This window comes from Halomonas ventosae, assembly GCF_004361885.1.
In the GTDB taxonomy this organism is placed as follows: Bacteria; Pseudomonadota; Gammaproteobacteria; order Pseudomonadales; family Halomonadaceae; genus Halomonas; species Halomonas ventosae_C.
The window spans coordinates 1-23,266 of sequence record NZ_SNWH01000001.1; the positions used below are offsets into that span (position 1 = coordinate 1).

General features: G+C 62.8%; 22 protein-coding genes and 1 pseudogene. 9 read left to right on the forward strand and 14 right to left on the reverse strand.

Annotated elements, in window-relative coordinates:
- Positions 1 to 69: 69 nt before the first annotated feature.
- The 4 genes and pseudogenes from DFO68_RS00005 to DFO68_RS00020 all read right to left on the reverse strand — a co-directional run.
- Entirely contained in the window at positions 70 to 447 is a 378-nt protein-coding gene (locus tag DFO68_RS00005) for a hypothetical protein (RefSeq protein ID WP_133480820.1), read from the reverse strand.
- A complete protein-coding gene (locus tag DFO68_RS00010; protein ID WP_133480823.1) occupies positions 447 to 2,228 on the reverse strand; it encodes a site-specific integrase in 1,782 nt (593 codons plus the stop codon). The genes DFO68_RS00005 and DFO68_RS00010 overlap by 1 nt, the downstream gene beginning before the upstream one ends.
- A 2-nt stretch (positions 2,229 to 2,230) precedes the next feature.
- Entirely contained in the window at positions 2,231 to 3,556 is a 1,326-nt protein-coding gene (locus DFO68_RS00015; protein WP_133480825.1) for a tyrosine-type recombinase/integrase, read from the reverse strand.
- Between the two features lie 81 nt (positions 3,557 to 3,637).
- A pseudogene (locus DFO68_RS00020) lies at positions 3,638 to 3,952 on the reverse strand (toprim domain-containing protein); the annotation flags it as partial.
- Between the two features lie 270 nt (positions 3,953 to 4,222).
- On the opposite strand from DFO68_RS00020, the gene DFO68_RS00025 reads away from it, so the two are divergent.
- Positions 4,223 to 6,046, forward strand: coding sequence for an SEC-C domain-containing protein (locus tag DFO68_RS00025; RefSeq protein WP_133480827.1), 1,824 nt, complete (start codon positions 4,223 to 4,225; stop codon positions 6,044 to 6,046).
- A 7-nt stretch (positions 6,047 to 6,053) separates the two neighbouring features.
- Here the strand turns inward: DFO68_RS00025 and DFO68_RS00030 are convergent, their stop codons facing one another.
- The gene (locus DFO68_RS00030; protein ID WP_133480829.1) at positions 6,054 to 7,415 is read right to left on the reverse strand and encodes an AmpG family muropeptide MFS transporter; all 1,362 of its coding nucleotides are present in this window, start codon (positions 7,413 to 7,415) and stop codon (positions 6,054 to 6,056) included.
- Positions 7,416 to 7,548: 133 nt separating this feature from the next.
- Here DFO68_RS00030 and rfaH point away from each other — a divergent pair, with 133 nt between their 5' ends.
- The 3 genes from rfaH to ccoM are packed head-to-tail and all read left to right on the forward strand — an operon-like array spanning position 7,549 to position 8,898.
- Positions 7,549 to 8,091, forward strand: coding sequence for a transcription/translation regulatory transformer protein RfaH (gene rfaH / locus DFO68_RS00035; RefSeq protein WP_133480832.1), 543 nt, complete (start codon positions 7,549 to 7,551; stop codon positions 8,089 to 8,091).
- 44 nt (positions 8,092 to 8,135) lie between these two features.
- Complete coding sequence (locus DFO68_RS00040) at positions 8,136 to 8,642, forward strand: FKBP-type peptidyl-prolyl cis-trans isomerase (protein ID WP_133480834.1); 507 nt, start codon at positions 8,136 to 8,138, stop codon at positions 8,640 to 8,642.
- Positions 8,643 to 8,697: 55 nt separating this feature from the next.
- Positions 8,698 to 8,898, forward strand: coding sequence for a cytochrome c oxidase subunit CcoM (ccoM, locus tag DFO68_RS00045; protein ID WP_133480836.1), 201 nt, complete (start codon positions 8,698 to 8,700; stop codon positions 8,896 to 8,898).
- Between the two features lie 174 nt (positions 8,899 to 9,072).
- Here the strand turns inward: ccoM and DFO68_RS00050 are convergent, their stop codons facing one another.
- From DFO68_RS00050 to DFO68_RS00070, 5 genes are all read right to left on the reverse strand, one after another.
- Positions 9,073 to 10,794, reverse strand: coding sequence for a proline--tRNA ligase (locus tag DFO68_RS00050; RefSeq protein WP_133480837.1), 1,722 nt, complete (start codon positions 10,792 to 10,794; stop codon positions 9,073 to 9,075).
- Positions 10,795 to 10,937: 143 nt separating this feature from the next.
- A complete protein-coding gene (locus DFO68_RS00055; protein ID WP_133480839.1) occupies positions 10,938 to 11,693 on the reverse strand; it encodes a DUF3307 domain-containing protein in 756 nt (251 codons plus the stop codon).
- Positions 11,690 to 12,325: a hypothetical protein gene (locus DFO68_RS00060; RefSeq protein WP_133480841.1), complete on the reverse strand. Its 636-nt coding sequence runs from the start codon at positions 12,323 to 12,325 to the stop codon at positions 11,690 to 11,692. Before DFO68_RS00060 ends, DFO68_RS00055 begins: the two co-directional genes overlap by 4 nt.
- A gap of 112 nt (positions 12,326 to 12,437) precedes the next feature.
- Positions 12,438 to 13,628: a vWA domain-containing protein gene (locus tag DFO68_RS00065; RefSeq protein ID WP_133480843.1), complete on the reverse strand. Its 1,191-nt coding sequence runs from the start codon at positions 13,626 to 13,628 to the stop codon at positions 12,438 to 12,440.
- Positions 13,629 to 13,631: 3 nt separating this feature from the next.
- A complete protein-coding gene (locus DFO68_RS00070) occupies positions 13,632 to 14,486 on the reverse strand; it encodes an AAA family ATPase (RefSeq protein WP_133480845.1) in 855 nt (284 codons plus the stop codon).
- Positions 14,487 to 14,547: 61 nt separating this feature from the next.
- On the opposite strand from DFO68_RS00070, the gene DFO68_RS00075 reads away from it, so the two are divergent.
- Entirely contained in the window at positions 14,548 to 14,862 is a 315-nt protein-coding gene (locus tag DFO68_RS00075; protein WP_208107318.1) for a hypothetical protein, read from the forward strand.
- Between the two features lie 38 nt (positions 14,863 to 14,900).
- On the opposite strand, the gene DFO68_RS00080 is transcribed toward DFO68_RS00075, so the two are convergent.
- Complete coding sequence (locus DFO68_RS00080) at positions 14,901 to 16,700, reverse strand: ABC transporter transmembrane domain-containing protein (RefSeq protein WP_133480847.1); 1,800 nt, start codon at positions 16,698 to 16,700, stop codon at positions 14,901 to 14,903.
- Between the two features lie 160 nt (positions 16,701 to 16,860).
- Between DFO68_RS00080 and DFO68_RS00085 the strand changes: the two genes are divergently transcribed.
- The 4 genes from DFO68_RS00085 to DFO68_RS00100 are packed head-to-tail and all read left to right on the forward strand — an operon-like array spanning position 16,861 to position 21,194.
- Positions 16,861 to 17,331, forward strand: a complete 471-nt coding sequence (locus DFO68_RS00085; protein ID WP_133480849.1) for a (2Fe-2S)-binding protein — start codon at positions 16,861 to 16,863, stop codon at positions 17,329 to 17,331.
- On the forward strand, positions 17,331 to 19,619 hold the full coding sequence (locus DFO68_RS00090; RefSeq protein ID WP_133480851.1) for a xanthine dehydrogenase family protein molybdopterin-binding subunit: 2,289 nt from the start codon (positions 17,331 to 17,333) through the stop codon (positions 19,617 to 19,619). The genes DFO68_RS00085 and DFO68_RS00090 overlap by 1 nt, the downstream gene beginning before the upstream one ends.
- A gap of 2 nt (positions 19,620 to 19,621) precedes the next feature.
- Positions 19,622 to 20,602, forward strand: coding sequence for an XdhC family protein (locus DFO68_RS00095; protein ID WP_133480853.1), 981 nt, complete (start codon positions 19,622 to 19,624; stop codon positions 20,600 to 20,602).
- A complete protein-coding gene (locus DFO68_RS00100) occupies positions 20,592 to 21,194 on the forward strand; it encodes a nucleotidyltransferase family protein (protein WP_133480855.1) in 603 nt (200 codons plus the stop codon). Before DFO68_RS00095 ends, DFO68_RS00100 begins: the two co-directional genes overlap by 11 nt.
- 117 nt (positions 21,195 to 21,311) lie before the next feature.
- Here the strand turns inward: DFO68_RS00100 and DFO68_RS00105 are convergent, their stop codons facing one another.
- Genes DFO68_RS00105 through DFO68_RS00115 form a run of 3 tightly spaced genes read right to left on the reverse strand, consistent with a single transcriptional unit; the run spans position 21,312 to position 23,222 of the window.
- Positions 21,312 to 22,082 carry an ABC transporter permease gene (locus tag DFO68_RS00105; RefSeq protein ID WP_133480857.1) on the reverse strand — a complete coding sequence of 257 codons (771 nt, stop codon included), beginning with the start codon at positions 22,080 to 22,082 and terminating at the stop codon, positions 21,312 to 21,314.
- Positions 22,083 to 22,084: 2 nt separating this feature from the next.
- The gene (locus tag DFO68_RS00110; protein WP_133481474.1) at positions 22,085 to 23,008 is read right to left on the reverse strand and encodes an ABC transporter ATP-binding protein; all 924 of its coding nucleotides are present in this window, start codon (positions 23,006 to 23,008) and stop codon (positions 22,085 to 22,087) included.
- Between the two features lie 7 nt (positions 23,009 to 23,015).
- Positions 23,016 to 23,222 (reverse strand): DUF6494 family protein, encoded by a 207-nt coding sequence (locus DFO68_RS00115; RefSeq protein WP_133480859.1) that lies wholly within the window; start codon positions 23,220 to 23,222, stop codon positions 23,016 to 23,018.
- Positions 23,223 to 23,266 lie beyond the last annotated feature (44 nt).

Here is a 23,266-nt window from a genome sequence, read left to right on the forward strand (position 1 = left end):
ATGTCATCGCATTGATGTACCGAAGGATCAGGCACACTATGCCAGAAGAATCAGGTGGTTGGCGACAGGCTATCCGCAGCTACCTGAATAGTTACGTTTTTGTTTCTTAGCCTGTGCTAGAAAAAGTCTATAATTCCTGTCGTTGTCAATAAAATCGTAATTTTCTCCTCCACAAGATGTTATGCAGCGCTCAAAAATAGCTGCACCTGAAAGGAGGTTCTCAATGGTGCTTTTCTTTGAGCTAAGCGTTACATCATTTATAATGCTATATACGATGTTTTTAGCACTAGCTTTGAATTCGCCTGAAAGCATGGAAAAGGAAGCTGTGAAGTCAAGAGACCATAAAACCCATTTGTCTGATGAGTAGTAACTGTAAGGATTTTCTTGAGTGTCAAATGATACGATTAAATCCTCATCTAGCACATTTGACTTTAGTTCTTCAATCATCAGTAAGCTCCCAGCACTAACTCAATATCGTCAATATCCTGCCAAAGCGGATGGGGGGCTTCCAGGTACTGTTGGTAAGCCTCATCATAAACAGCTTTATGATCTGATTTCATCTTTTCTATGATAACTTGAAGCGTGTAATCGACTTTGCCTAGCAAGCTTGTTGGTTTGGAGTTGACTGAAGGCCTATTTATGGATTCCAAGATAACATCTTGGAATGATAGTAATAGCCATATATCATCTTTCTCCGCAACTACCGCATGATGCATACAGCCAAAACATTCTAAAAATTTATGGCAAGCAACAAGATCTTCTGTGCTCGCTATGCCTTCTTTAACTAACGCATTTTTAATTTTTATGGATTTTTCTTTATAAGCTCCGCCACACCTTAGACCGTTTGAAAGCTTTTTAAAGCGATTACCTATATTGCTTTCTTTGACAGGGTCTCTAAAGATAAAGGAGCTTTCTTTTACCACGGTTTCTAGTGGTTTGCCTAAAGCAGTTTGCTCACGTATGTACAATGCAGATGCTAGGGAAAATTCGGTGGTTACTGCGTCTCCGTCGGCATAGTGTTTTGCTGCTGTTTCTACAGAGTTGTTTAACCCTTGAGCAACCATGAAGATACTTTCCGTAGCTCTCATGATAAGCGTTGCTTTAGTCTTTCTGAATCGTTGACTACTTAGCGCCGGGATTTCAAGTTGGGCAAGGTATTTGTTAAGTTTGCTTATATTTGTACTTGTCATCTTTGATGGCTTGTCATTGATTAGGTTCGGAAATACATATCCATCCTCATAGCCGTTGAGTTTTTTGCTTATCTTGATCCATCGCTCAAAAAATACTTTTGCCTTCTTGGTAAAGCCAATATTGATTTCATTTTTCTTCCCGGACTGCCTTCCTTTATAAGTTTTTAACTTATACGCTCTGCGTGTAATATCCTTAAACGGCTCTTCCGATAAATCTGAAGTTTTTAAGTCCAGCAATGGAGTTGAGTTAACGCCCGTGTAGAAGCAGGTTATGTAATATGCAGTCCTGACAAGATCACATTTCCAGATGCTTGAGTTTGTTCTGTACGAAACCGTTCTTCTTAATGTGTGAGCATCGTTTGTTTCATAACAATCTTTTCTTTCTGCTTTATATAATGGAAAAGCTTCCGGTTCAGTGTTGTTTTCAAGGTGTGCTGCATAATTGTCATATATGGTAAAAAGGTTGGATATTATCTTTTTAAGCTCGTCATCCGAATATGGGGTGACACGTATAGTGTCCGACGGGAAAGACATGAAACTGTTTTTGAATTGTTCATAAAGCTCAGCATCTATCTCGAAGAGTAAAGCTTTGATTGAGTTCTGTCGAGATTGTAAGCTTTTACCTTTCGTGCCAGATATATACTTGGTAGCAAGGTCCTTTACATAAAGAGATAATGACTCTCTACAAAATATTTCTTCAACTCCATGTTTTTCTAGAAGTCTTATGTATCGGACAGTTTCGTTAAATGTATTTATTTTTGTTCTTTCTTTTTTATCCATTGAATGGATAGCATTGCAAATCTTTATAACAATTTCTTTCCTGCCGGCGTCAACAATCTCAGTTTGATTCTTTGGAACCCATGCACGCCTACCATCCATCGGTAAAATCGGGCAGCCCTTGTAGAGCAGTCGTTCAAAGTTTGCAGTGCCATGCCCATCCGTAATGGTCTTGTCTTTTAAATTTATATTTATGACATTTGAACCATATGATGGCTTGGCTGGTGAGACCTTTCTTTTTTCTCTTCTTTGAAAAGCCATTCTTATTTACCACCATCTAATACTATGCTTAAAGCCGATTCATGGATCTCGTTTGCCGCCATCACTTGTTCACAAAGTTTGAGATAGCCGAGGAGTGTTGCTCTGTGCTTATGACCCATCACAGCCTGCAAGTAGTCGAGCGCTTTTCCTTCTTTCAGCCCTGAGTTTAATAGTTCTTTCAGTCTCTCAATAGCATATGTCGAGCGTAGGTTGTGAAACTTATGGTTAAAGCTTGGGAGTTCTTTTTTTACGGCATTCCTTAGTTCCCCCCAGCGTGCATCAATGCTTTTTGGCGAATAAGGCTGTCCGCTGTTGTTCAAAAGCAATGGTGGCTCATTACCTTCTGAATTATTCTTTTCGTAAAGTTTTCTTCGCTTGATGTATCTGGGCGAATTTACGTATTCATGCAGTCGGTTCATCATGTCAGAAGGAATCTCAGCTGTTCTTATAGTTCCGTTTTTGGTTCTTACTCCTAACCTAGGATCAAGAGATAATCCTTCTGAGTTGATGAGATATTTTTTTCGAAGTTGTTCTGAGTTTGGCTTGTAGATTGCAGTTGCGCGAAGGCTCACAATTTCCGAATTTCTTAAGCCAGAGTAGCGGCTTAATTCAACTGCAATCTGGAATTCTTTTGCTAGTGCTACTGTTTTTTCTTTATTTTCTCTATTGGAGATGCCGGTATTAAGTTTCTTGTAGTGCTTTTCAGTTATTGTCCACTCTGGCATGGTTAGTGGCATTAACTTTCGTGACAATCCATTATGGCTGGTGTCATTCGGAAGCCTTAATCTTAAGTCTGTGGTGTCTACATGTATAAAGCTGTTACGCATATGTTCATGTGACCCTTGCGTACCAATTCTGACTGCTTCGTATCTGAATGGCGGATTTTCAAACGAGTGCTTGCGAGCCAGGTAGAATTTGTAAAAATTAATGACTGAGCCCATGTAGCTGTTCGCGGTCGAGCGAGCGATATTTCCGCTTTTGTAAGCTTCACGAAGATGTTTTCTAAAGCCATAGGTAGGTCTAAGCCTTAGCGCAATGGGCATTTCATCCCATTCCATGCCAATGTCTTTCAAATACGTAAAATAATGCAGTAGGGCCTGAGATTGAGTGTTGACAGTTTTTTTGCGCAGGTTGGCTTTAAGGTGAATGAGCCAAATGTTAGCAGCACGAATACTCTCGCCATCGTCTTCAAATAAGAGAGGCAGCTTTCCTAAATGGTTACCCGTACCTTCAAAGCATATCGAGAGCTCTCCGGTACGGGCATCAATATCCCTTTCAATTCGCTGATCTACGACAAAGTCCGGTACTTCCCAAAGTATGATACCCACACGTTCATCTCCGTTACGGTTTCACTATTTCATGCATTGCATGCGTAATAATGGCTTTCAATAGAAAAATCGTAACAGTGCGCGGTCGGGATCGCCGGCATGCACCACCTCGCGGGCGGACTTGAGCAGCCGACGGATCACCGCCAGCTGGCCGCGAGTCTTGGGGCGAGGCATCAGCTTCCAGCGACTCGGCAGGATCGGCAGCTGGTCGAGGCGCCACTGCTTGAGGGCCGGGTCGTAGGCGTCGGGCGGAGCCTGTTCCAGCAGATGGCCCAGGCACCAGGTGACCGTGGTCTCGCCCACCGCCAGCGCGCCCTCCTGCTTGCGGAGCGAGCCGGGCAGGGCCTCGGCGATGGCCCGTGCCAGGCTGGGTTTCTCGGCGATGATCAGTCGCATGATGACTCGTCGCGGTGAATGACATGGACATTCTTCCAGTATTCGCCACGCCTGGCCAGATGTAAGCTGCATCAGGATATGTACAATGTTTGTACAATACTGATCATGGGAGAGAGCGCATGCGTGAACGTGGCCGTACCCGGCGTCTGCTGGGTCTCGGTGCCCGCACCGGCGGGGCGCTGATCCGTACCCGGATAGACGCTCGACCCACCTGCCCAGCCTGGCACCGGACTGGTAGACTACGGCGTTTTCCAAAGGTTGGAGTGCGCGATGCTGGCAGTATGGGTAGAACAGCTGCTGGGCTTTGCCTCGGGGGCGCTCAAGGCCATTCGCCAGGACGAGCGCTATCCCACGCTGATGGCCTGGGCCCGCGACGAAGGGCCAGCCCTGGTCGGCGGCAACCTGGCGTTGGCCCAGGCGCTGGCCCCCGAGTTATGGTCGCAGACCCCGCTGGCACGACTCGACTTCGCCGCCGAGCCGCTGGCCCGGCCCGGGCCCAACGAGCCCTGCTGGTGTGACTCCGGGCGCAAGACCAAGCACTGCTGCGGGGCGGTCAAGTTGCCCGGCCATGTGCCGCCGCATTTGATGTGGATGCTCTCGCTGCGCGACTGGAAGGGCCAGACCCTCAAGGCCGCTCTGGCCAGTGGTCGCGCCCCGGCCCAGGCGCTGCTGGAGGCCGGCCTGATCGCCGCCGAGTCCGGCCAGCGCGGGCGCGCCCAGCAGATCCTCGAGTCGCTGTTCGAGCGCGACGACTGGCTGACCCTGCCCGAACAGGCCGAGCCCGCCTTCGAGATCCTCATCGATCTTTACCAGGAGCGCGGCTTTCATCGCAAGCGCGAGGCGCTGCTCGACGCCGTGCTCGACCGCGGGCCGCTGTTCCTGCGCGGCGTGGCGCTGGAGCGGCTGTGCCTGATGCACCTGGACAACGACGACCTGGACAGCGCCCGGGCGGCCTTCGTGCGTGCCCAGCAGGCGCTGCCCGACTCGCCGACCCTGGCCTATATCGAGGCCATGCTGCTGCTCCATGAGGGCCATGAGCAGGAAGCCGCCGAGCGCTCGCGGTTCTGGTTCCGGCGCCTGGCCCGCCAAGGCGATCTGGACCCCGACCAGTTGCAGTTTCTGGCCGACCTGGCCGAGAACCCCGGGGCGACGCTGGCCGACCAGCTGCTTAGTGCCGAGGAGGATCTGGCCGAGCCACTGATGGCTCTTCAGGCGCTGCTGGAGTCGTTGCCCGTGGCCCCGCGACTGGAGATCCACCGCAGTGACGACGGCGCTCTCGAGTATCACACCACCGCCCGCGAGGACACCCTGTTCGCCGTCTGGCAGAAGGTGTTCCGGGCGCGGGTCGACAGCGACGCTCCGATGGGCTTCGATGAGGATCCCTGGCCGCATGCCGGGGAGTGGCTGCCGGCGCTCTGCGCCCACCCCGAATGGCTGGATGCTCCCGCCGTGGTGCAAGCCTTGGCGCTGGCGCTGGCCAGCCGCTTCGGCAGCCTGCCATGGATGGCGCCGAGCCTGTTCGAGCCCTTGGCGAACCGGCTGGAGCGCTGGCTCGAACAAGTGCGCGCCGAGGGCGACGGACCCTTCCTGTGGGACAGCGCCGACAACGCCGTGCTGCTGCGTACCGGCCTGGCGCTGGTGGTAGGCATGGAGCGCGGCGCCCGGGCACGCTCCCGTGAACTCGCCGAACGGCTGCTAAGCCTGGATGACCAGGATAGCCTTGGCCTGCGCGAGCTGGTGCTCGACCAGTTGCTGCGCGAGGGCCGCGATCACGCAGCCCTGGCCTTGAGCGAACACCAGCTCGACGGCGACGACGAGGCTCCGCCGCTGGGGCTGCTGATGGGGCGGGTGCTGGCGCTCTTCCGCCTGGAGCGCCGCGACGAAGCCGGCGAGGCACTGGAGACGGTGTCCCGCCACAATCCCCATGCCCTGGCCATGCTGTGCGCCGAAAATCCGCGCCCTGTCGCTGGTAGTGAGGGTGTCGCCGAGCCCGGCTCTCGCGCCGAGGCTTGGCAGTACCGCACTCTGATGCGCGATCAGTGGCGGACCACGCCGGGGGCGCTTGACTGGTTGCAGGCGCGGCTGGATGGCTGAGCGGTGATCAGCTGACCCCGGGGGCGGGCACCAGCTCAAGGTCGCGTTGAATCCAGATCGCCAGCAGCACGGCCGGAAGTCCCAGCAGCGTGGAGATCAAAAAGAAGGTGGCATAGCCCTGGCCGCTGACCACCAGGCCGCCGAAGCCGCTGAGAAACTTGCCCGGCAGGGTCATCAGCGACGAGAACAGCGCGTACTGGGTAGCCGTGTAGGCGCGTGAAGTGAGGCTCGAGAGAAAGGCGATGAACACGGCGCTGGCCAGGCCATTGGCCAGGTTGTCGCCGATGATCGCCATCACCAGCAGCGCCAGGCTCTGGCCGGCCAGCGCCAGGGCCGCGAACAGCAGGTTGGTCAGAGCTGCGGCCACGGCCCCCAGCACCAGGATCGGCCCGATGCCATAGCGGACCACCAGTAGCCCTCCGAGGACTCCGCCCCCAATGCTCATGGCAATACCGAAGGCGTTGGTGACATTGGCGATAGTGGCCAGCGTGAAGCCTAGGTCGATGTAGAGCGGGTTGGCCATGGAAGCCATGGCCAGGTCGCTGATCCGGAACACCGCCACGAACGCCAGCAGCCATAGCGCCTTGCGTCGGTGACGGTTGAAGAAGTCGGTGAAGGGGCAGACGATGGCGCAGATCACCCAGGCACCGAGTCGCCGCAGCGGCTTTGCCCGGCCGCGGGAGGCGCGCAGGAAAGCGCGCACCCGGGGTTCGTGGATCAGCTGGACGGTCAGCGAGAGGCGCTCGGGTTCTGGACGCAGCAGCACGGTGAGCGCGCCGATGCCCACCAGTGCCGCCATGCTCAGGTAGGCCGCCTCCCAGGAGGCCAGCGAAGCCACGTAGAGGGCGCCGGCCCCGGCCGCCAGCAGCCCGCCGCGATAGCCGATGATGTAGGTCGAAGCCATGGCGGCCTGCATATTGTCTGGGGCGGACTCGATGCGAAAGGCGTCGATGGCGATGTCCTGGGTTGCGCTGCCGAAGGCCACCAACAGGGCGAAGGCCGCCACTAGGGGCAGATGGCCCAGTGGGTCGATGCCGGACAGCCCCACCAGGCCGGTGGCGATCATCGCCTGAGCCAGCAGCATCCAGCCACGGCGCTGCCCAAAGGCGCGGGTTAGCAGCGGCAGGGCGAGCCGGTCCACCACGGGGGCCCAGAAGAACTTGATCGAGTAGAGCATGCCGATCCAGGCGAAGAAGCCGATGGCCGCCACTTCAACCCCGCTGCTGCGCAGCCAGGCCGAGAGGGTCGAGAAGACCAGCAGGAAGGGCAGGCCGGCGGAGAACCCCAGGAACAGCATGGTGATGACCGGCACATGCAGGTAGATGGCCAGGGCGTCGCGCCAGCTGCGTCGGGCGATGGGGGACGGCATGGTCGGGTAGCGCTCCTAGCGTTGGAGGCGATGGAGGCCACGCAGGCCTCGGCCATCGATGGTAAAGTCCCAGGATAGGGATTGTTGCAAAGCCTCGATCGTCATGCCAGCAGGAACCCTTATCAGGAGCGACATGAGCGATTCCGAGATTCGCCAGGCCGAGGCCGACGATGCCGTGCCTCGCTGGTACGTGACCCAGTGCAAGGGCGGCGAGTCCTTTCGCGCCGCCGAGCACCTGGCCAACCAGGGCTACGAGCTCTTCCATCCGGTGCTCGAGATTCAGAAACAGCGCCGCGGCAAGCTCGTGTGGGTCAGCGAACCCTTGTTTCCCTACTATCTGTTTATCCGGCTCGATCGCCTGACCAGCAACTGGCGGCCCATCCGCTCCACCCGTGGCGTGCTCAAGATCGTCACCTTCGGCCTCGAGCTGCCGGTGCCGGTCAGCGACGAGCTGGTCGAGACGCTGCTCACGCATGGCAGCGGGAAAGAGGACGCGACCGCGAACTTGTACTTCCGTGCCGGTGAGGCGGTGGAGATTACCGAAGGGCCTTTCAAGGACCTGGAAGCCGTGTTCGCCAACCACAAGGGCGAGGAGCGCGCCATCGTGCTGCTCAACATGCTGCACAAGCAGCAGCGCCTGGAGATGCCTGTCGGTCAGCTGCGGCGTCGCGACTAGACAACGCTCCCTTCTCCATTTATCTCAACCTCTCAGGAGGCCCCATGACCATCGCCCCTCAACGGGTCGTGACCCTGCACTATGAGCTCAGCGACCGGGACGGCAGTGTTCTTGATGACTCCCGTAATCGAGGCAAGCCCCTCGAATACCTACATGGTCACGGCAATATCATGGCCGGCCTGGAGCATGCCCTGGCCGGCCAGGAGGCTGGCGCCCAACTCTCCGTCACCCTGATGCCGGCCGAGGCCTATGGCCTGCGCGACGCGGCGCTGGTGCGTGAGGTCAGCCGCCATGCCTTCCCGGTGGCGGAACTCGCTCCAGGCATGCGCTTCCAGACGCCGGGTGACGATGGCCCCGAGATCGTCACCGTACTTGAGGTGCATGATGATGTCGTGGTCATCGATACCAACCATCCGCTGGCCGGGGAGGTCCTGCATTACCACCTTGAGGTGCTGGAGGTCCGCGACGCCACCCGCGCCGAACTCGCCAAGGGTCATCCGCTGCCCCCGGGTACTGATCCCGCTGAGGTCGAGGACAAGAAGATGCCGTGAAACCTGACCTAGATCAACGTATTTCCCTTGCCCCACCGTGGCAGCGGGGAAATTGATGCAGGTCAGCTTTCTCCTTCTCCCGACGGGCTACAGTGCCTTCAAGACATCGGGGTGGGAGGACATCACCATGTATCTGGATGACGCCGTAATCTTCGGGCTGGTAACCGTCGCGATGATGATCACTTTCATGGGGGGTTGGATCGCCTTCATCGTCCGTGATCATCATCGCAACAATCATCACAACAAGAAGCACTGAGCCAGCCGTTTCGAGAGTCGTCAGGGGAGGGGGGAGCTTCCCCCCAGTCGCCGACCCGCCAGGGTCGGCTTTTTTTATGCCAAGGCGCGAGCGCATGGCGTGTGCCACTACTTTGGGTAGCAGGATTTCTCCGTGGGATTCAGCGCTCGGCAGCGGTGTGCAATGCGGCAGGCGTCAGCGCGTGAGCTTCTCGCCCAGGAAGTCGAGGATCTGCGCGGCCGGTACCATGGTGGCGTCACTGTCACGGCGTCCCTTGTACTCCAGTTCTGCGTTGTCCAGGCCGCGGTCACCGACGACCAGCCGGTGGGGAATGCCCATCAGCTCGTGGTCGGCGAAACGCACCCCGGGGCGCAGGTCGCGGTCGTCCAGCAGCACCTCGAAGCCGGCGGCGGTCAGTGCCTGATACAACCGCTCGGACTCCTCGCGCACCCGCTGCGACTTGTGGGCGTTCATGGGCACCATGGCGATCTGGAAAGGCGCGATGGCATCGGGCCAGATGATCCCGGCATCATCGTGGTTCTGCTCGATGGCGGCGGCCACGATGCGGGTCACCCCGATACCATAGCAGCCCATCCAGGGATGTACGGCACGACCTTCGTCGCCGAGTACGGTGGCGTTCATGGTCTCGCTGTACTTGCGTCCCAGCTGGAAGACGTGGCCGACCTCGATGCCGCGCTTGATGGAGAGGGTGCCATGGCCATCCGGTGAAGGATCGCCCTCGACCACGTTGCGGATGTCATACACCGGGGGTAGCGCCACGTCACGCTCCCAGTTGATACCGAAGTAGTGCTTGCCATCGATATTGGCGCCGGCGCCGAAGTCGCTCATCAGCGCGACCGAGCGGTCGATGATGATCGGCATGTCCAGATTCACCGGGCCGAGCGAGCCGGGGCCGGCGCCCACCGCGGCGCGGATCTCTTCCTCGCTGGCCAGGGTCAGTGGAGCGGCCACCTCGGGGAGGTTCTCGGCCTTGACCTCGTTGAGCTCGTGGTCGCCACGCACCAACAGGGCGATCAGGCCACCCTCGGCGCCGTGGACCATCAGCGTTTTCAGGGTCTTGTCGATGGGCAGGCCGTGCTGTTCCACCAGAGTGGCGATGGTCCATGCATTCGGGGTATCGACCAGGCGCAGCGCTTCGCTGGGGGCCGGGCGTTGGACGTTGCTGCCCAGCGGGGCGGGCAGCGCCTCGGCCTTCTCCATGTTGGCGGCATAATCGGACTCGGTGGAGAAGACGATGTCGTCCTCGCCGGAGTCGGCGAGCACATGAAACTCGTGGGAGCCGGTACCGCCGATGGCGCCGTTGTCGGCGATCACCGGGCGAAAATCGAGCCCCAGGCGGGTGAAGATGCGCATATAGGCGTCATACATCACCTGGTAGGTCTCCATCAGCGAGGCTTCGTCGATGTGGAAAGAGTAGGCGTCCTTCATGATGAACTCGCGGGCGCGCATCACCCCGAAGCGCGGGCGAATCTCGTCGCGAAACTTGGTCTGGATCTGGTAGAAGTTGGCCGGTAGCTGTTTATAGCTGGCGATCTCCTTGCGCACCAGGTCGGTGATCACCTCTTCATGGGTGGGGCCGACGCAGTAGTCGCGCTCGTGACGATCCTTGAGGCGCAAGAGCTCCGGGCCGTACTGCTCCCAGCGCCCGGACTCCTGCCATAGCTCGGCCGGCTGCACCGCCGGCATGAGCACCTCCTGGGCCCCGGCGCGATCCATCTCCTCGCGCACGATGCGCTCGACCTTGCGCAGGGTCCTCAGGCCCACCGGTAGCCAGGTGTAGAGGCCGGAGGTGAGGCGGCGGATCATCCCCGAGCGCAGCATCAGCTGATGGCTGATGACCTCGGCGTCGGCGGGGGTTTCCTTGAGGGTGGCGATCAACAGTTGGCTAGCGCGCATGGGTCCGGCGGTTCCTCGAGCGTGTTCGTACAGGTGACGGAATCGGGGGCCGCGCAGGTCGGCGGCAATGACCGAGCATTGTACGGCTCGCCGTCCGAGGCGGCAAAAGCTTGTGCTCACACGGTGTTCCCGCCGAGCCCTGGTCAGCCCTCGAGCAGCAGCAGGCGCACCAGCATGCCCAGCACCAGAGTGGTGGAGACGCTGAGCAGGGTGCCGAGCAGCACGTATTCGGTGAGCTTGCGGTCGCGGGAGTCGCGCAGGTCGCCGAAGCGCAGCACCGACTTGGCGGCGAGCAGGAAACCGACCGCGGTGAGCTGGTCCAGCAGCACCAGGGTCAGCACCAGCAGCCGTTCCAGCACGCCGATGCGCGCTCCGGCGCTGGCCAGGGTGCCGGTCTCCTCGAGCTGCTCGCTCCAGCGCTGCATGACCAGGGCGATGGCGATCGACAGCGGGCGCGTCACCAGCAGGTAGGCGGCCGCCATTCCCAGCACCGTCGGTGAGGCGAGCCAGGCGGCGAGCTCGCGCAGCGGGGCCAGGCTGCCGAGCCAGGCCAGCCAGAGTCCCAGCAGCACCAGCAGGTGACTGGCTTGGTCGAGCAGGAACCAGCGCAGTTCGCCGGCCGGCAGTCGGGCCTTGGCCAGGTCGATCAGCCAGTGGCTGGCGGCCACCGTCAGGGCGCCGAGCAGCACCGCGGCCAGGCCCCGGGGCGTGGCCGCGCTCGCCATCAGCAGCACACCCCCGGCGAGCAGGCCATGCAGGCCGGCATGCTGGAACAGGCGCGGGGAACGGTGGCGCAGCCGGTAGCGTTCCTCCACCCAGGTACGCGGTTGCAGCAGGAAGTCGCCGACCAGGTGGGCGAGGACCAGCCCCATGAGCAACGAGAGGGCATCGGCGCTCATGGCGTGCCCTCCTCGTCGGCGAGGCGCTGTCGCAGGTAGTCGAGGGTGTCGGAAAGCAGGGCCCAGCGGGCGGCGCGCAAACGCTTGTGTACGCTGGGCTGGCGGATGCCGAGCCGCTCGGCCAGGGCCTGCTGGGAGGCATCATGGCGCAGGCTCAGGCCGACGACCTCGGCGGAGTAGGGCGACCAGCCGTCGAGCAGGTCGTCGATGAAGCGGACCAGCAGGGCGAGGCCGGGGTCCTCGGGCGCGTCCAGCCGGGTCAGCGACAGGTGGGCGCTGGTGTCGGCCAGGGCATCCAGGGCGCGACCCGAGGCCACGAAGGTGGCGCCGTCGGCCGCCGCGATGCCGCGCTCCGCCGGCCCGACCGCCACGGCGATGCGGGCATCCCAGCGCTGGTCGGGCTCGGAGTGCTCGACCAGCGCCGCCCGCAGGGCCACGGCCGCCTCCATGGCCGGCGCCGCCCGGGGCAGGGCGAGCTGGAAGCCGTCGCCACGGAAGCGTTCGCCGTGGCCGCCATGCAGGGAGGCCAGTTCGACCAGGCTCTCATCCAGCAGCCGGTAGAGGCGAGGTCGGTCGTCGATCTTGCGCGAGTCGATCACGTCGCCGGTCAGCACGGCGATTCGCTGTGGCATGGCAGGTCCTCCGGGGCTCTCGCCTCAAGGATAGCCTTGGAGGGCTATTTATCAATCTAATAGCCTTAAAAGGTTATAATGGCAATATATAGCCCATAAGGGCTATATGCGCCTACCGAGCCAGTTCCCGCATGGCGCTCTCCAGCCCCTCCAGGGTCATGGAGTACATGCGATCGTCGATCAGCTCGCGGATCAGCCGGGTGGAGTGGGTGACCTCCCAGGCGCGCCGCGGCATGGGGTTGAGCCAGGCCAGGCGCGGGAACGTGTCGACCAGGCGCCTGAGCCACATCGCGCCGGGCTCGTCGTTGAAGTGCTCGACGCTGCCGCCGGGATGGGTAATTTCGTAAGGCGACATGGCGGCATCGCCGACGATCACCACCTGATAGTCGGAACCAAAGGTGTGCAGCACATCCAGAGTCGGGATGCGCTCGTCGAAGCGACGGGCCCGGTGATGAGAATTGCTGCGCCACAGCCCCTCGTACAGACAGTTGTGGAAGTAGTAGGCCTCCAGGTGCTTGAACTCCGAGCGCGCCGCCGAGAAGAGCTCCTCGCAGGTGCGGATGTGGTCGTCCATGGAGCCGCCCACGTCGAGCAGCAGCAGTACCTTCACCGCGTTGTGGCGCTCGGGGCGCATCCGTACGTTGAGCAGGCCAGCGTCGCGAGCCGTCTCGCGGATGGTGGCGTCGACGTCGAACTCCTCCGAGGCCCCCTGGCGAGCAAACTTGCGCAGCCGGCGCAGCGCCATCTTGATGTTGCGGGTGCCCAGCTCCAGGGAGTCGTCGTAGTCGCGGAAGCGCCGCTCGTCCCACACCTTCACCGCCCGGCGATGGCGCGAGCCCTCCTGGCCGATGCGGATCCCCTCGGGGTTGTAGCCGTAGGCGCCGAAGGGGCTGGTGCCGCCGGTGCCGATCCACTTGTTGCCGCCGGCATGGCGCTCCTGCTGCTCCTCGAGGCGCTGCTTGAAGGTCTCGATCAACGTCTCGAGCCCGCCCAGCGACTCGATCTGGGCCTTCTCCTCCGCGGAGAGCCGCTTCTCGAACTCGCGGCGCAGCCAGTCGTCGGGAATCAGTGCCTCGATGGCGGCGTCCAGGCTCTCCATCCCCTCGAACCAGGCGGCGAAGGCGCGATCGAAGCGGTCGAAGTGGCGCTCGTCCTTGACCATCACCGTGCGCGCCAGCTGGTAGAAGGCCTGCATGTCGGCGAACACCACGCCGCGCTCCACCACCGCGTGGAGGTCGAGCAGCTCGCGCAGCGACACCGGCACGCCGTGGCGCTTGAGGGTTTCGAACAGGCCGATGAACATGGATCAGCGCCTCGGGTTGCCCTGCCGGCGGATCATGAAGGCTAGCCGTTCCAGTAACTGCGTATCCTGCTCATTCTTGACCAGTGCCCCGGCCAGCGGCGGGATCGCCCTGGTAGGATCGCGCTGGTAGAGCGCCTCCCGGGCCAGCTCATCACTCATCAGCAGCTTCAGCCAGTCCACCAGCTCCGAGGTCGAGGGCTTCTTCTTCAGGCCCGGCGCCTGGCGCAGGTCGAAGAACACCTCGAGTGCCTCGCCGACCAGCTTCGGGGCGATCTCCGGGAAGTGCACGTCGACGATCGCGGCCATGGTCTCGCGGTCGGGAAACTCGATATAGTGGAAGAAGCAGCGGCGCAGGAAGGCGTCGGGCAGCTCCTTCTCGTTGTTGGAGGTGATGACGATGATCGGGCGGTGGCGGGCACGAATGGTCTCGCCGGTTTCATAGACATGGAACTCCATGCGATCCAGCTCCTGGAGCAGGTCGTTGGGAAATTCGATGTCCGCCTTGTCAATTTCGTCGATCAGCAGCACCACCCGCTCATCCGCGGTGAAGGCCTCCCACAGCTTGCCGGGCCGGATGTAGTTGGCGACGTTCTCCACGCCCTCGACGCCCAGCTGGGAGTCGCGCAGGCGGCTCACCGCGTCGTACTCGTAGAGCCCCTGGGCGGCCTTGGTGGAGGACTTGATGTGCCAGGTGTGCAGCCGTGTGCCCAGCGAGGCCGCCAACTCCTCGGCGAGCAGCGTCTTACCGGTGCCCGGCTCGCCCTTGATCAGCAGCGGTCGCTCCAGGGTCACGGCGGCGTTGACTGCCTGCTTGAGGGCCTCGGTGGCCACGTAGGTGGAAGTGGAATTAAACGCCATGGGTCGCGCCTCGGCAGATCGCAGATCGGGAAGAGTCAAACGAGTGTACGGAAGGGCGGCGATGGCGACAAATTATTGCCCCGATCCGGGCGCTAGGCCTCCCGGCGACATCCATGCCGGCCTCCAACGGCTCGGCTGGGCAGCGGAGCGCTTTGCCGGCACTCCGATCCTCTATGTCCCTGGCAACCACGAGTTCTACGGCACCGCCATGCCCGAGCTGCGCCGAGAACTGGCCGCCGAGGCTGCACGGCTCGGCATTCACCTGCTGGACAACGGTCGGGTGGTGATCAGCCACCATGCGCCCCTGGCCGAGTGCCTCCCAGGGCGCTACCGCGCCGAGGCGCTGCCATCGTCGGCGACGACTTCGAAAGCCTGATCGACCGCCAGCTGGGCCTGTTCTGAGCCGGCAGGGCATCAGGGGAGGGAAGGGGAGTTAGCCAAGCCGCCCGCCGGATGGCGCCCGAACTGCAATTCGGCCAGGTGGCGGTAGAGCGGGCTCGATTCGAGTAGCTCAGCGTGGCGGCCGCTGGCCACCAGCCGTCCCTGGTCCATCACCAGCAGGCGGTCGGCGGCGACCACGGTGGCCAGGCGATGGGCGATGACCAGGCTGGTGCGGCCCACCATCAGCCGCTCCAGGGCCTGCTGCACCAGCCGCTCGCTCTGCGCGTCCAGGGCACTGGTGGCCTCGTCGAGCAGCAGCACCCGTGGCTCCTTGAGTAGCGCTCGGGCGATGGCCAGGCGCTGGCGCTGGCCGCCGGAGAGCTGCACGCCGCCGGGGCCGAGCGAGGTGTCGAACCCTCGCGGCAGGGTCTCGATGAAGGCCAGGGCATTGGCATCCCGGGTGGCCCGGCGCAGTTCCTCGAGGCTGGCCGTGGGGCGGGCGAAGCGCAGGTTCTCGGCCACGCTGCCGGTGAAGAGCACCGGCTCCTGGGCCACCAGGCCCAGCGCCGCGCGCAGTTCACGTGGGGCCAGGTCGCGCAGGTCGATGCCGTCGAGGCGCAGGATGCCCAGGTCCGGGTCATGGAAGCGCAGCAACAGGGCGAGCAGGGTGCTCTTGCCGGCCCCGGAGGGGCCCACCAGCGCCACCCGCTCGCCCGGGCAGATTTCCAGATCAACGGCCTGAAGCGCCGGTGAATCGCGGCCGGGATAGGTGAAGCTCACATCTTCCAGGTGGATCGCGCCAGCAAGCGGTCTGGGCAGTGGCACGGGATGCGCGGGCGCGCGAATCACCGGGCATGCCTCGAGCAGCTCGAGCAGGCGCTCGGCGGCCCCGGCGCCGCGCTGGACATCGCCGGCCACCTCGGCCAGCGTGGCCACGGCGCCCGCTGCCAGCACCGCGTAGAAGACGAACGCTGAGAGCTCGCCGGCGCTCATGCGGCCCGCCAGCACCGCCTGGCCGCCCTGCCAGAGCATCACGCCGACCGCGGCGAACACCGCCAGCATGGCGATGCCGGTCAGCCAGGCACGCTGGCGGGTTCGCGCCACAGCAGTGGCGAAGGCGTCCTCGACCCGTGCCCCGTAGGCCTGGCGATCCTGTGTTTCGTGGGTGAAGGCCTGCACGGTACGGATACCGGCCAGGGCCTCGCCAGCATAGCGGCCGAGCTCTGCTACGCGGTCCTGGCTGAAGCGCGAGAGGCGCCGCACCCGGCGCCCGAACCAGAGGATCGGCAGGACCGTGGCGGGGATACCCACCAGCACGATGGCCGAGAGCCACGGCTGGGTCACCAGCATCAGCGCCACCGCGCCGATCAGCATCAGCAGATTTCGCAGCGCCAGCGAGATCGACGAGCCGAACAGGCTCTGCAGCACGCTGGTGTCTGCCGTGAGTCGCGAGGTGATCTCCCCGGCGCCGCCGCTTTCTCCGGCACTGCTCTCGAAAAAGCCGGGCTCGAGGTCGAGCAGGTGATCGAAAACCTGGCGTCGCAGGTCGGCGGCCAACCGTTCGCCGATCCAGGTGACCAGGTAATAGCGCAGCGCCGAGGCCATCGCCAGTACCGCCACCACTGCGAGCATCAGTCCCAAGGCCTGGTTGAGTCGTGTGCGATCCTCGGCCAGGAAGCCCTGGTCGATGACCAGGCGCAGGCCCTGACCCAGCAGCAGCACGCTGGACGCCGCCAGCAGCAGCGCGAGTCCCGCCAGCAGCAGTCGCCCACGGTAGGGGCACAGCAGGCCGAGCAGGCGCAGCAGGATTCGTGGATCGGGGGGCTGGGACATTCGGTGCTCGAGTCAGGATGGCGGTGGGTCGTTAGTGTGCTTTAGTGTGCTTTGCTATAGTAAACCTTAGTGCCCTAGCGAGCGGAGCGGGATGACAAGATCGCTAACCGCTTTCCGATGAATCAAAGAAGACCGATGAATCAAAGAAGAGAGGTGAGGGATGGTCAAGCTGACGATCAACGGCAGCGAGCGAGAGCTCGAGGTGCCGGAAAACATGCCGCTACTATGGGCGTTGCGCGACGTCGTCGGGTTTACCGGCACCAAGTTCGGTTGCGGCAAGGGGCTATGCGGGGCCTGTACCGTGCATTTGGACGGCCAGCCGACCCGCTCCTGCATTACCCCGGTATCGGCGGCCAAGGGGCGGCCCATCACCACCATCGAAGCTATCGCCGAAGACGAGGTCGGTCAGGCCGTGCAGACAGCCTGGCGGGAGCTTGACGTGGTGCAGTGCGGCTACTGCCAGTCGGGCCAGATTATGTCGGCCACGGCGCTGCTAAGCAACAATGCCAACCCCAGTGATGCCGACGTCGATAGTGCCATGCAAGGCAATATCTGCCGCTGCGCCACCTATGTGCGCATCCGCGCCGCAATCCACAACGCCGCAGGGCGCCTGGCCAAGGAGGTCTCCTGATGGGTATCGAGAAGGGTATTGATAAGTGGCTGGCACGTCGTGGCGAGACATCGGCCGCCCCCGAGCGGGCCGTCGTCGTCAATGTCAGCCGTCGTCAGTTCCTGGCCGGCAGTGCCGGCCTGGCGCTGGGGCTCTACCTGGCGCCACTGGCTTCCTCGGCCGGCCGTCTTGCCGCCGAGGAACGCGCTGAGCAGGATGATATTTTTGCCCCCAATGCCTTCGTGCGGGTCGCCAGCGACGGCAGTGTCGTCGTGGTCGCCAAGCACCTGGAGATGGGGCAGGGCACCTACACAGGCCTTGCCACCCTGGTGGCCGATGAGATGGATGCCGACTGGCGCCGCGTAAGCGTGGAGGGAGCCCCGGCGGATACCGAGCGTTACAAGAACCTGGCCTTTGGTCTACAGGGCACCGGCGGCAGTACGGCGATGGCCAACTCCTGGGAGCAGATGCGCCAGGCGGGCGCTACAGCGCGTGCCATGCTGGTGGCGGCCGCCGCCGAGCGCTGGGGCGTCGCGGCCGACACACTGAGCGTCAGCGAAGGGGTAGTGAGCCATGCCCAGAGCGGGCGCGAGGCAGGCTTCGGCGAGTTGGCCAAGGCCGCCGGCGAGCGTCCGGTACCGGAAACCGTCTCGTTGAAGGCGCCCGAGGACTTCACCCTGATCGGCAAGCAGGCACTCCCGCGCCAGGATAGCCCGGCCAAGACCGACGGCAGCGCCGTCTTTACCCAGGACATGACCCTGCCCGGTATGCTCATGGCGGTACCGGCCCACCCGCACCGCTTCGGCGCTACCCTGAGCAGTGTCGACGACAGCCAGGCCCTTGAGGTTCCCGGCGTCGTCGGGGTAGTGCGCTTCGCCGGTGGAAACCGGCGCTTCGAGGGGGTAGCAGTGCTGGCGGAGAACACCTGGGCGGCCAGCCAGGGGCGCGATGCCTTGAAGCTGGAGTGGGACGAAAGCAAAGCTTTCGACCTGGGCAGCGACGAGATCATGGCGCGCTACCGCAAGCTTGCCGAACAGTCGGGCACAATCGCTACCCAACGTGGCGACACCGAGGCCGCCCTCAAGGAATCGGCCACGCTGATCGAGGCCGACTACGAGTTCCCCTATCTGGCCCACGCGGCCATGGAGCCGCTCAACTGCCTGGTCAAGCTGGGCGAGAAGCGCTGTGACATCTGGAACGGCGAGCAGTGGCAGACCATGGACCAGCAGGCCGTGGCTGAACTGCTGGGCATCGAACCACAGCAAGTCAGCCTGACCCAGCTTTATGCCGGCGGCAGCTTCGGGCGTCGGGCCAACCCGCACTCCGACTATGTCCTCGAGGCGGTGGCGATCGCCATGGCGGCCAGGGAGCAGGGCATCCAGGCGCCGATCAAGATGGTCTGGATGCGTGAGGACGACACCCAAGGTGGCCACTATCGGCCGATGAATTTCCACCGCGGGCGGTTGGCTCTTGATAAGGAGGGCCGGCTCGTCGCCTGGCACCAGCGGCTGGTCGGCCAGTCGATCATGACAGGCACCCCCATGGAGAGCTTCATGGTCGAGGACGGGATTGACCCGACTTCCGTGGAGGGCGCGGCCAACCTGCCCTATGACGTCGCCAATCTGCAGGTGGAACTGCATATCCCCGAAGACATCGCGGTACCGGTGCAGTGGTGGCGCTCCGTGGGCCACTCACATACCGCCTTTTCCACCGAGAGCCTGGTGGACGAAGCCGCGGCAGCTGCCGGCAAGGATCCTGTCGCCTTCCGGCGTGCGCTGCTCGCCGAGCATCCACGCCACCGCGGCGTGCTGGAACTGGCTGCCGAAAAGGCTGGCTGGAATAAGCCGCTGGCCGAGGGTGGCGAGGGCGAGCGACGCGGGCGCGGCGTGGCTGTGCATGAGAGCTTCTCTTCCTACGTGGCACAGGTGGCCGAGGTCACCGTAAAGGGTGATGGCAGCTACCGGGTCGACCGGGTGGTGTGCGCGGTGGACTGTGGCGTGGCGGTCAATCCGGATGTGATCCGCGCGCAGATGGAGGGCGGTATCGGCTTCGGTCTCTCTGCGGCCATGCGCGGCGAGATCACCCTCAAGCAGGGAGAAGTCCAGCAGGGCAACTTCGATGACTACAAGGTGCTGCGCATCCACGAGATGCCGACCATCGAGGTGCATATCGTACCGTCAAGCAAGCCGCCCACCGGCGTCGGCGAGCCGGGTGTGCCACCCATCGCCCCGGCGGTGGCTAATGCCCTGTTCTCCGCCACCGGTCAGCGTATCCGGCGCCTGCCGATCGGCAAGCAGCTGGAGAGCTAGGCATGCAGCATCTTGACCTGCAGGTCATCGAGCAGGCGTTGACCTGGGTCCGGGAGGGTGAGCCGGTGTGGCTGTGCACGGTGCTTTCCACCTTCGGCTCCTCGCCTCGGGAGCCGGGCTCACTGCTCGCCGCCCGTCGCGACGGTATCCACGTCGGATCGCTGTCCGGTGGCTGCGTGGAGGAGGACTTCCTGGCCCGGCTGCGCGACGGCGTCTTCGACGCGCCGATTAGCGAGATCCGTTACGGCGATGCCCAGGACGCGCACCCGCCCGGGGTGACCCTGCCCTGCGGCGGCATCCTCGATGTACTGGTAGAACGACTACCCCCCGAGCCCGCCAGCCTGGAGCATCTCGAGGTGCTCCAGGCCAGCCTGCTGGGAAGCCGGCCGCTGATCCGTCACGTGGTTCGCGACGGCGGCCGGTTCCACTTGAGCGAGGATGCCGGTCAGGGCGCGCGGGTGGAGCTGGACCCCGAGGGCCGTGCATGGCGGCTGCGCATCGGCCCGGCGGCCCGGCTGATCATCGCCGGCATTTCGCCGGTGGCACGGGCCTGTGCCGAGTTCGCCCGCGGCCTGGGCTTCGAGGTGATCGTCTGCGACCCCCGCAAGGAAATGCGAGCCGACTTCGAGGTGGCCGGCGTGGAGCTGCAGTCGGTGCTGCCCTCGCAGTTCATCGCCTCGGGTGCCTGCCATGCTGCCACTGCCGTCGTGGCACTGACCCATGACCCGCGCATCGATGACCTGGCGATGATCGAGGCGGTGCGCACCCCGGCCTTCTACATCGGCGTGATGGGCTCGCAGCGCACCTCGCAGGCCCGCGCCGAACGGCTGCGACGCTCAGGGGGGCTTGACGAGGCCGCGATCGGGCGCATCCGGATGCCCATCGGCCTGGCCCTGGGCAGCAAGACTCCGGCAGAGATCGCCCTGGCGGTGATGGCCGATATTCTCCGCGTGCAGCGCGGGCGGCCTCGCGATGCCCTCTGAGCCGCTGGTCGCCCTGGTCATGGCGGCAGGGCGCTCAAGACGCTTCGGCGGCGCCGACAAGCGCCGGGCCGTCCTGCCTGATGGCCGTAACCTGCTGGCGAGCAGTTGCCAGCTGGCGAGGGAGGCCTTCGCGGATGTCCGGGTGGTGCTGCGCGAGGAGGACGACCCGCTGGCGCTGGGGCTCGTCGACCCGGCGCTCGGGGTCGTCCGCGCCCCCGGCGGCGATGCGGGGCTGGGCGCGAGCCTGGCCGATGCCTTCACGGCCCTGGGGCGCGACCCGCTGCTGGCTGACTGCCTGGCGGCGGCGGTGCTGCTCGGCGATATGCCCGCGATTGCTCCCGATACCCTGCGACGGCTACGGGATCTGGCCGGCCGTGAGCTGATCCTGCGCCCTTGTCAGGGGGGGCGACCGGGGCATCCGGTGCTGTTCGGCCGTGCCTTCTGGCCGGCGCTGGAGCGGCTGGCGGGCGATACGGGCGGGCAGCCGGTGCTGCGCCACCATCCGGCGAGCCTGCGCACTCTATCGGTTGCCGATCCCGGCATTCACCAGGATATCGACACCCCCGAGGCGCTCGCGGCCCTGGAAGGCTGACCCGCCTGAGCCCTGACGTTTTGAGTGTCTCACGTAGCGAGGGTGCCTGCTTGGCGCCGGAGTGGGTCTGGAACCGCTCTCGCCGTGTCTGGTTGGCCACTGCAGCACTGCCTGAGACTATGGCTTGAGGCGATAGCCACTCCTGAAGATCCAGCCGACCACCGCGAGCGCCGCGACCAGAAACAGCAGGATCACACCCAGACTGACCAGCGGGCTGACGTCGCTGATGCCGTAGAAGCTCCAGCGGAAGCCGCTGATCAGGTAGACCACCGGGTTGGCCAGGGTTACCGCCTGCCAGAAGGACGGCAGCATGTCGATCGAGTAGAAGGTGCCACCTAGGAAGGTCAGCGGGGTGATGACCAGCAGCGGGACCAGCTGCAGCTTCTCGAAGCCATCGGCCCAGATGCCGATGATGAACCCCAGCAGGCTGAAGGTCACTGCGGTGAGTACCAGGAACACCCCCATCATCAACGGGTGATCGATGGAGTAGGGCACGAACAGCCGTGCCGTGACTAGCACGATGGCGCCGAGGATCAGCGACTTGGTCGCCGCCGCACCCACGTAGCCCAGCATCACCTCGACGTAGGACATCGGTGCCGAGAGGATCTCGTAGATCGAGCCCGAGAAGCGCGGGAAGAAAATGCCGAAGGAGGCGTTGGAGACGCTCTGGGTGAGCAGCATCAGCATGATCAGGCCGGGCACGATGAAGGCGCCGTAGCTCACCCCGTTGACCTCGCTGATGCGGGTGCCGATGGCCGCACCGAATACCACGAAGTAGAGCGACGTCGAGATCACCGGCGACACGATGCTCTGTAGCACGGTGCGCATGCTGCGGGCCATTTCGGCAAGATAGAGGGTCTTGGCGGATTGCAGGTTAAAACGCTTCATGCTTAGTGACGCTCCTGAACCAGGCTGACGAAGATATCCTCCAGCGAGCTCTGGCGTGTGTGCAAGTCCTTGACCCGTAGCCCCACTGCCTCGATGTCGGCCAGCAGTCCCGAGATCGTCGACCCCTCTTCCTGGCGGGCGGTATCGTAGCTGTAGACCAGCGCATGCCCGTCGTCGGCAAGTGCCAGGCCGTGGCCCGCCAGCGACTCCGGCACCGTTTCCAGCGGCTCGTGGAGGTGAAGGGTCAGCTCCTTGCTGCCGAGCTTGCGCATCAGCGCATGGGTGTTCTCCACCAGCACAATCTCGCCGCGGCGAATCACCCCGATGCGGTCGGCCATCTCCTCAGCCTCCTCGATGTAGTGGGTGGTGAGAATGATGGTCACCCCCTGGTCGCGCAGCCCGCGGACCACCTGCCACATCTCGCGGCGCAGTTCCACGTCCACGCCCGCGGTGGGCTCGTCCAGGAACAGTACCTGCGGTTCGTGGGAGAGCGCCTTGGCGATCAGTACCCGCCGCTTCATGCCACCCGAGAGCTCCAGCAGCCGGTTGTGGCGTTTCTCCCACAGGGTGAGAGAGCGCAGCACCTTCTCGATGTGCGCTGGGTCCTTTGGCTTGCCGAACAAGCCGCGGCTGAAGCTCACCGTGTCCCATACCGTGGTAAAGGCCTCGCTGGTCAGCTCCTGTGGCACTAGGCCGATCATCGACCGCGCGGTGCGGTAATCGCGGACGTTGTCGTGACCGTCAACCAGAACCCGGCCGCGGCTGGCGTTAACCAGACCGCAGATCACGCTGATCAGGGTCGTCTTGCCGGCCCCATTGGGGCCGAGCAGGGCGAAGATCTCGCCCCGCTGGATCGTCAGGTCGATATCCACCAGCGCCTCGAAGCCATCGGCGAAGGTCTTGGAAAGCCCCGTGACATGGATCATCGGCGCGTTACTCAAGGGTGATGTCTCCCTCGAAGTCGAGTGCCAGGCTCAGGCCGTCTACCTCTACGGTGACCCGTGCTGGCAGCGTCTCGTGGCCCTTGAGATGCCCCTCGGCGAGCGCATGTCGCACGGCCTTCTCGATCTCCTGCTGGGTGGTGACGCCTACAGTCTTCAGCAGCTTGCGAACACTCTGTTGAAAGGCCTCGTCGTTCATTTGCGATTTCTCCGGTGATGAGCGTTGGTGGCTCCCATCCTAGC

Excerpts from the sequence above, each read along its gene's own strand:
- DFO68_RS00005 (WP_133480820.1), bottom strand. The coding sequence starts at position 447 with ATGATTGAAGAACTAAAGTCAAATGTGCTAGATGAGGATTTAATCGTA.
- DFO68_RS00010 (WP_133480823.1), bottom strand. The coding sequence starts at position 2,228 with ATGGCTTTTCAAAGAAGAGAAAAAAGAAAGGTCTCACCAGCCAAGCCA.
- DFO68_RS00025 (WP_133480827.1), top strand. The coding sequence starts at position 4,223 with ATGCTGGCAGTATGGGTAGAACAGCTGCTGGGCTTTGCCTCGGGGGCG.
- DFO68_RS00030 (WP_133480829.1), bottom strand. The coding sequence starts at position 7,415 with ATGCCGTCCCCCATCGCCCGACGCAGCTGGCGCGACGCCCTGGCCATC.
- rfaH (WP_133480832.1), top strand. The coding sequence starts at position 7,549 with ATGAGCGATTCCGAGATTCGCCAGGCCGAGGCCGACGATGCCGTGCCT.
- DFO68_RS00040 (WP_133480834.1), top strand. The coding sequence starts at position 8,136 with ATGACCATCGCCCCTCAACGGGTCGTGACCCTGCACTATGAGCTCAGC.
- ccoM (WP_133480836.1), top strand. The coding sequence starts at position 8,698 with ATGCAGGTCAGCTTTCTCCTTCTCCCGACGGGCTACAGTGCCTTCAAG.
- DFO68_RS00050 (WP_133480837.1), bottom strand. The coding sequence starts at position 10,794 with ATGCGCGCTAGCCAACTGTTGATCGCCACCCTCAAGGAAACCCCCGCC.
- DFO68_RS00055 (WP_133480839.1), bottom strand. The coding sequence starts at position 11,693 with ATGAGCGCCGATGCCCTCTCGTTGCTCATGGGGCTGGTCCTCGCCCAC.
- DFO68_RS00060 (WP_133480841.1), bottom strand. The coding sequence starts at position 12,325 with ATGCCACAGCGAATCGCCGTGCTGACCGGCGACGTGATCGACTCGCGC.
- DFO68_RS00065 (WP_133480843.1), bottom strand. The coding sequence starts at position 13,628 with ATGTTCATCGGCCTGTTCGAAACCCTCAAGCGCCACGGCGTGCCGGTG.
- DFO68_RS00070 (WP_133480845.1), bottom strand. The coding sequence starts at position 14,486 with ATGGCGTTTAATTCCACTTCCACCTACGTGGCCACCGAGGCCCTCAAG.
- DFO68_RS00075 (WP_208107318.1), top strand. The coding sequence starts at position 14,548 with ATGGCGACAAATTATTGCCCCGATCCGGGCGCTAGGCCTCCCGGCGAC.
- DFO68_RS00080 (WP_133480847.1), bottom strand. The coding sequence starts at position 16,700 with ATGTCCCAGCCCCCCGATCCACGAATCCTGCTGCGCCTGCTCGGCCTG.
- DFO68_RS00085 (WP_133480849.1), top strand. The coding sequence starts at position 16,861 with ATGGTCAAGCTGACGATCAACGGCAGCGAGCGAGAGCTCGAGGTGCCG.
- DFO68_RS00090 (WP_133480851.1), top strand. The coding sequence starts at position 17,331 with ATGGGTATCGAGAAGGGTATTGATAAGTGGCTGGCACGTCGTGGCGAG.
- DFO68_RS00095 (WP_133480853.1), top strand. The coding sequence starts at position 19,622 with ATGCAGCATCTTGACCTGCAGGTCATCGAGCAGGCGTTGACCTGGGTC.
- DFO68_RS00100 (WP_133480855.1), top strand. The coding sequence starts at position 20,592 with ATGCCCTCTGAGCCGCTGGTCGCCCTGGTCATGGCGGCAGGGCGCTCA.
- DFO68_RS00105 (WP_133480857.1), bottom strand. The coding sequence starts at position 22,082 with ATGAAGCGTTTTAACCTGCAATCCGCCAAGACCCTCTATCTTGCCGAA.
- DFO68_RS00110 (WP_133481474.1), bottom strand. The coding sequence starts at position 23,008 with ATGATCCATGTCACGGGGCTTTCCAAGACCTTCGCCGATGGCTTCGAG.
- DFO68_RS00115 (WP_133480859.1), bottom strand. The coding sequence starts at position 23,222 with ATGAACGACGAGGCCTTTCAACAGAGTGTTCGCAAGCTGCTGAAGACT.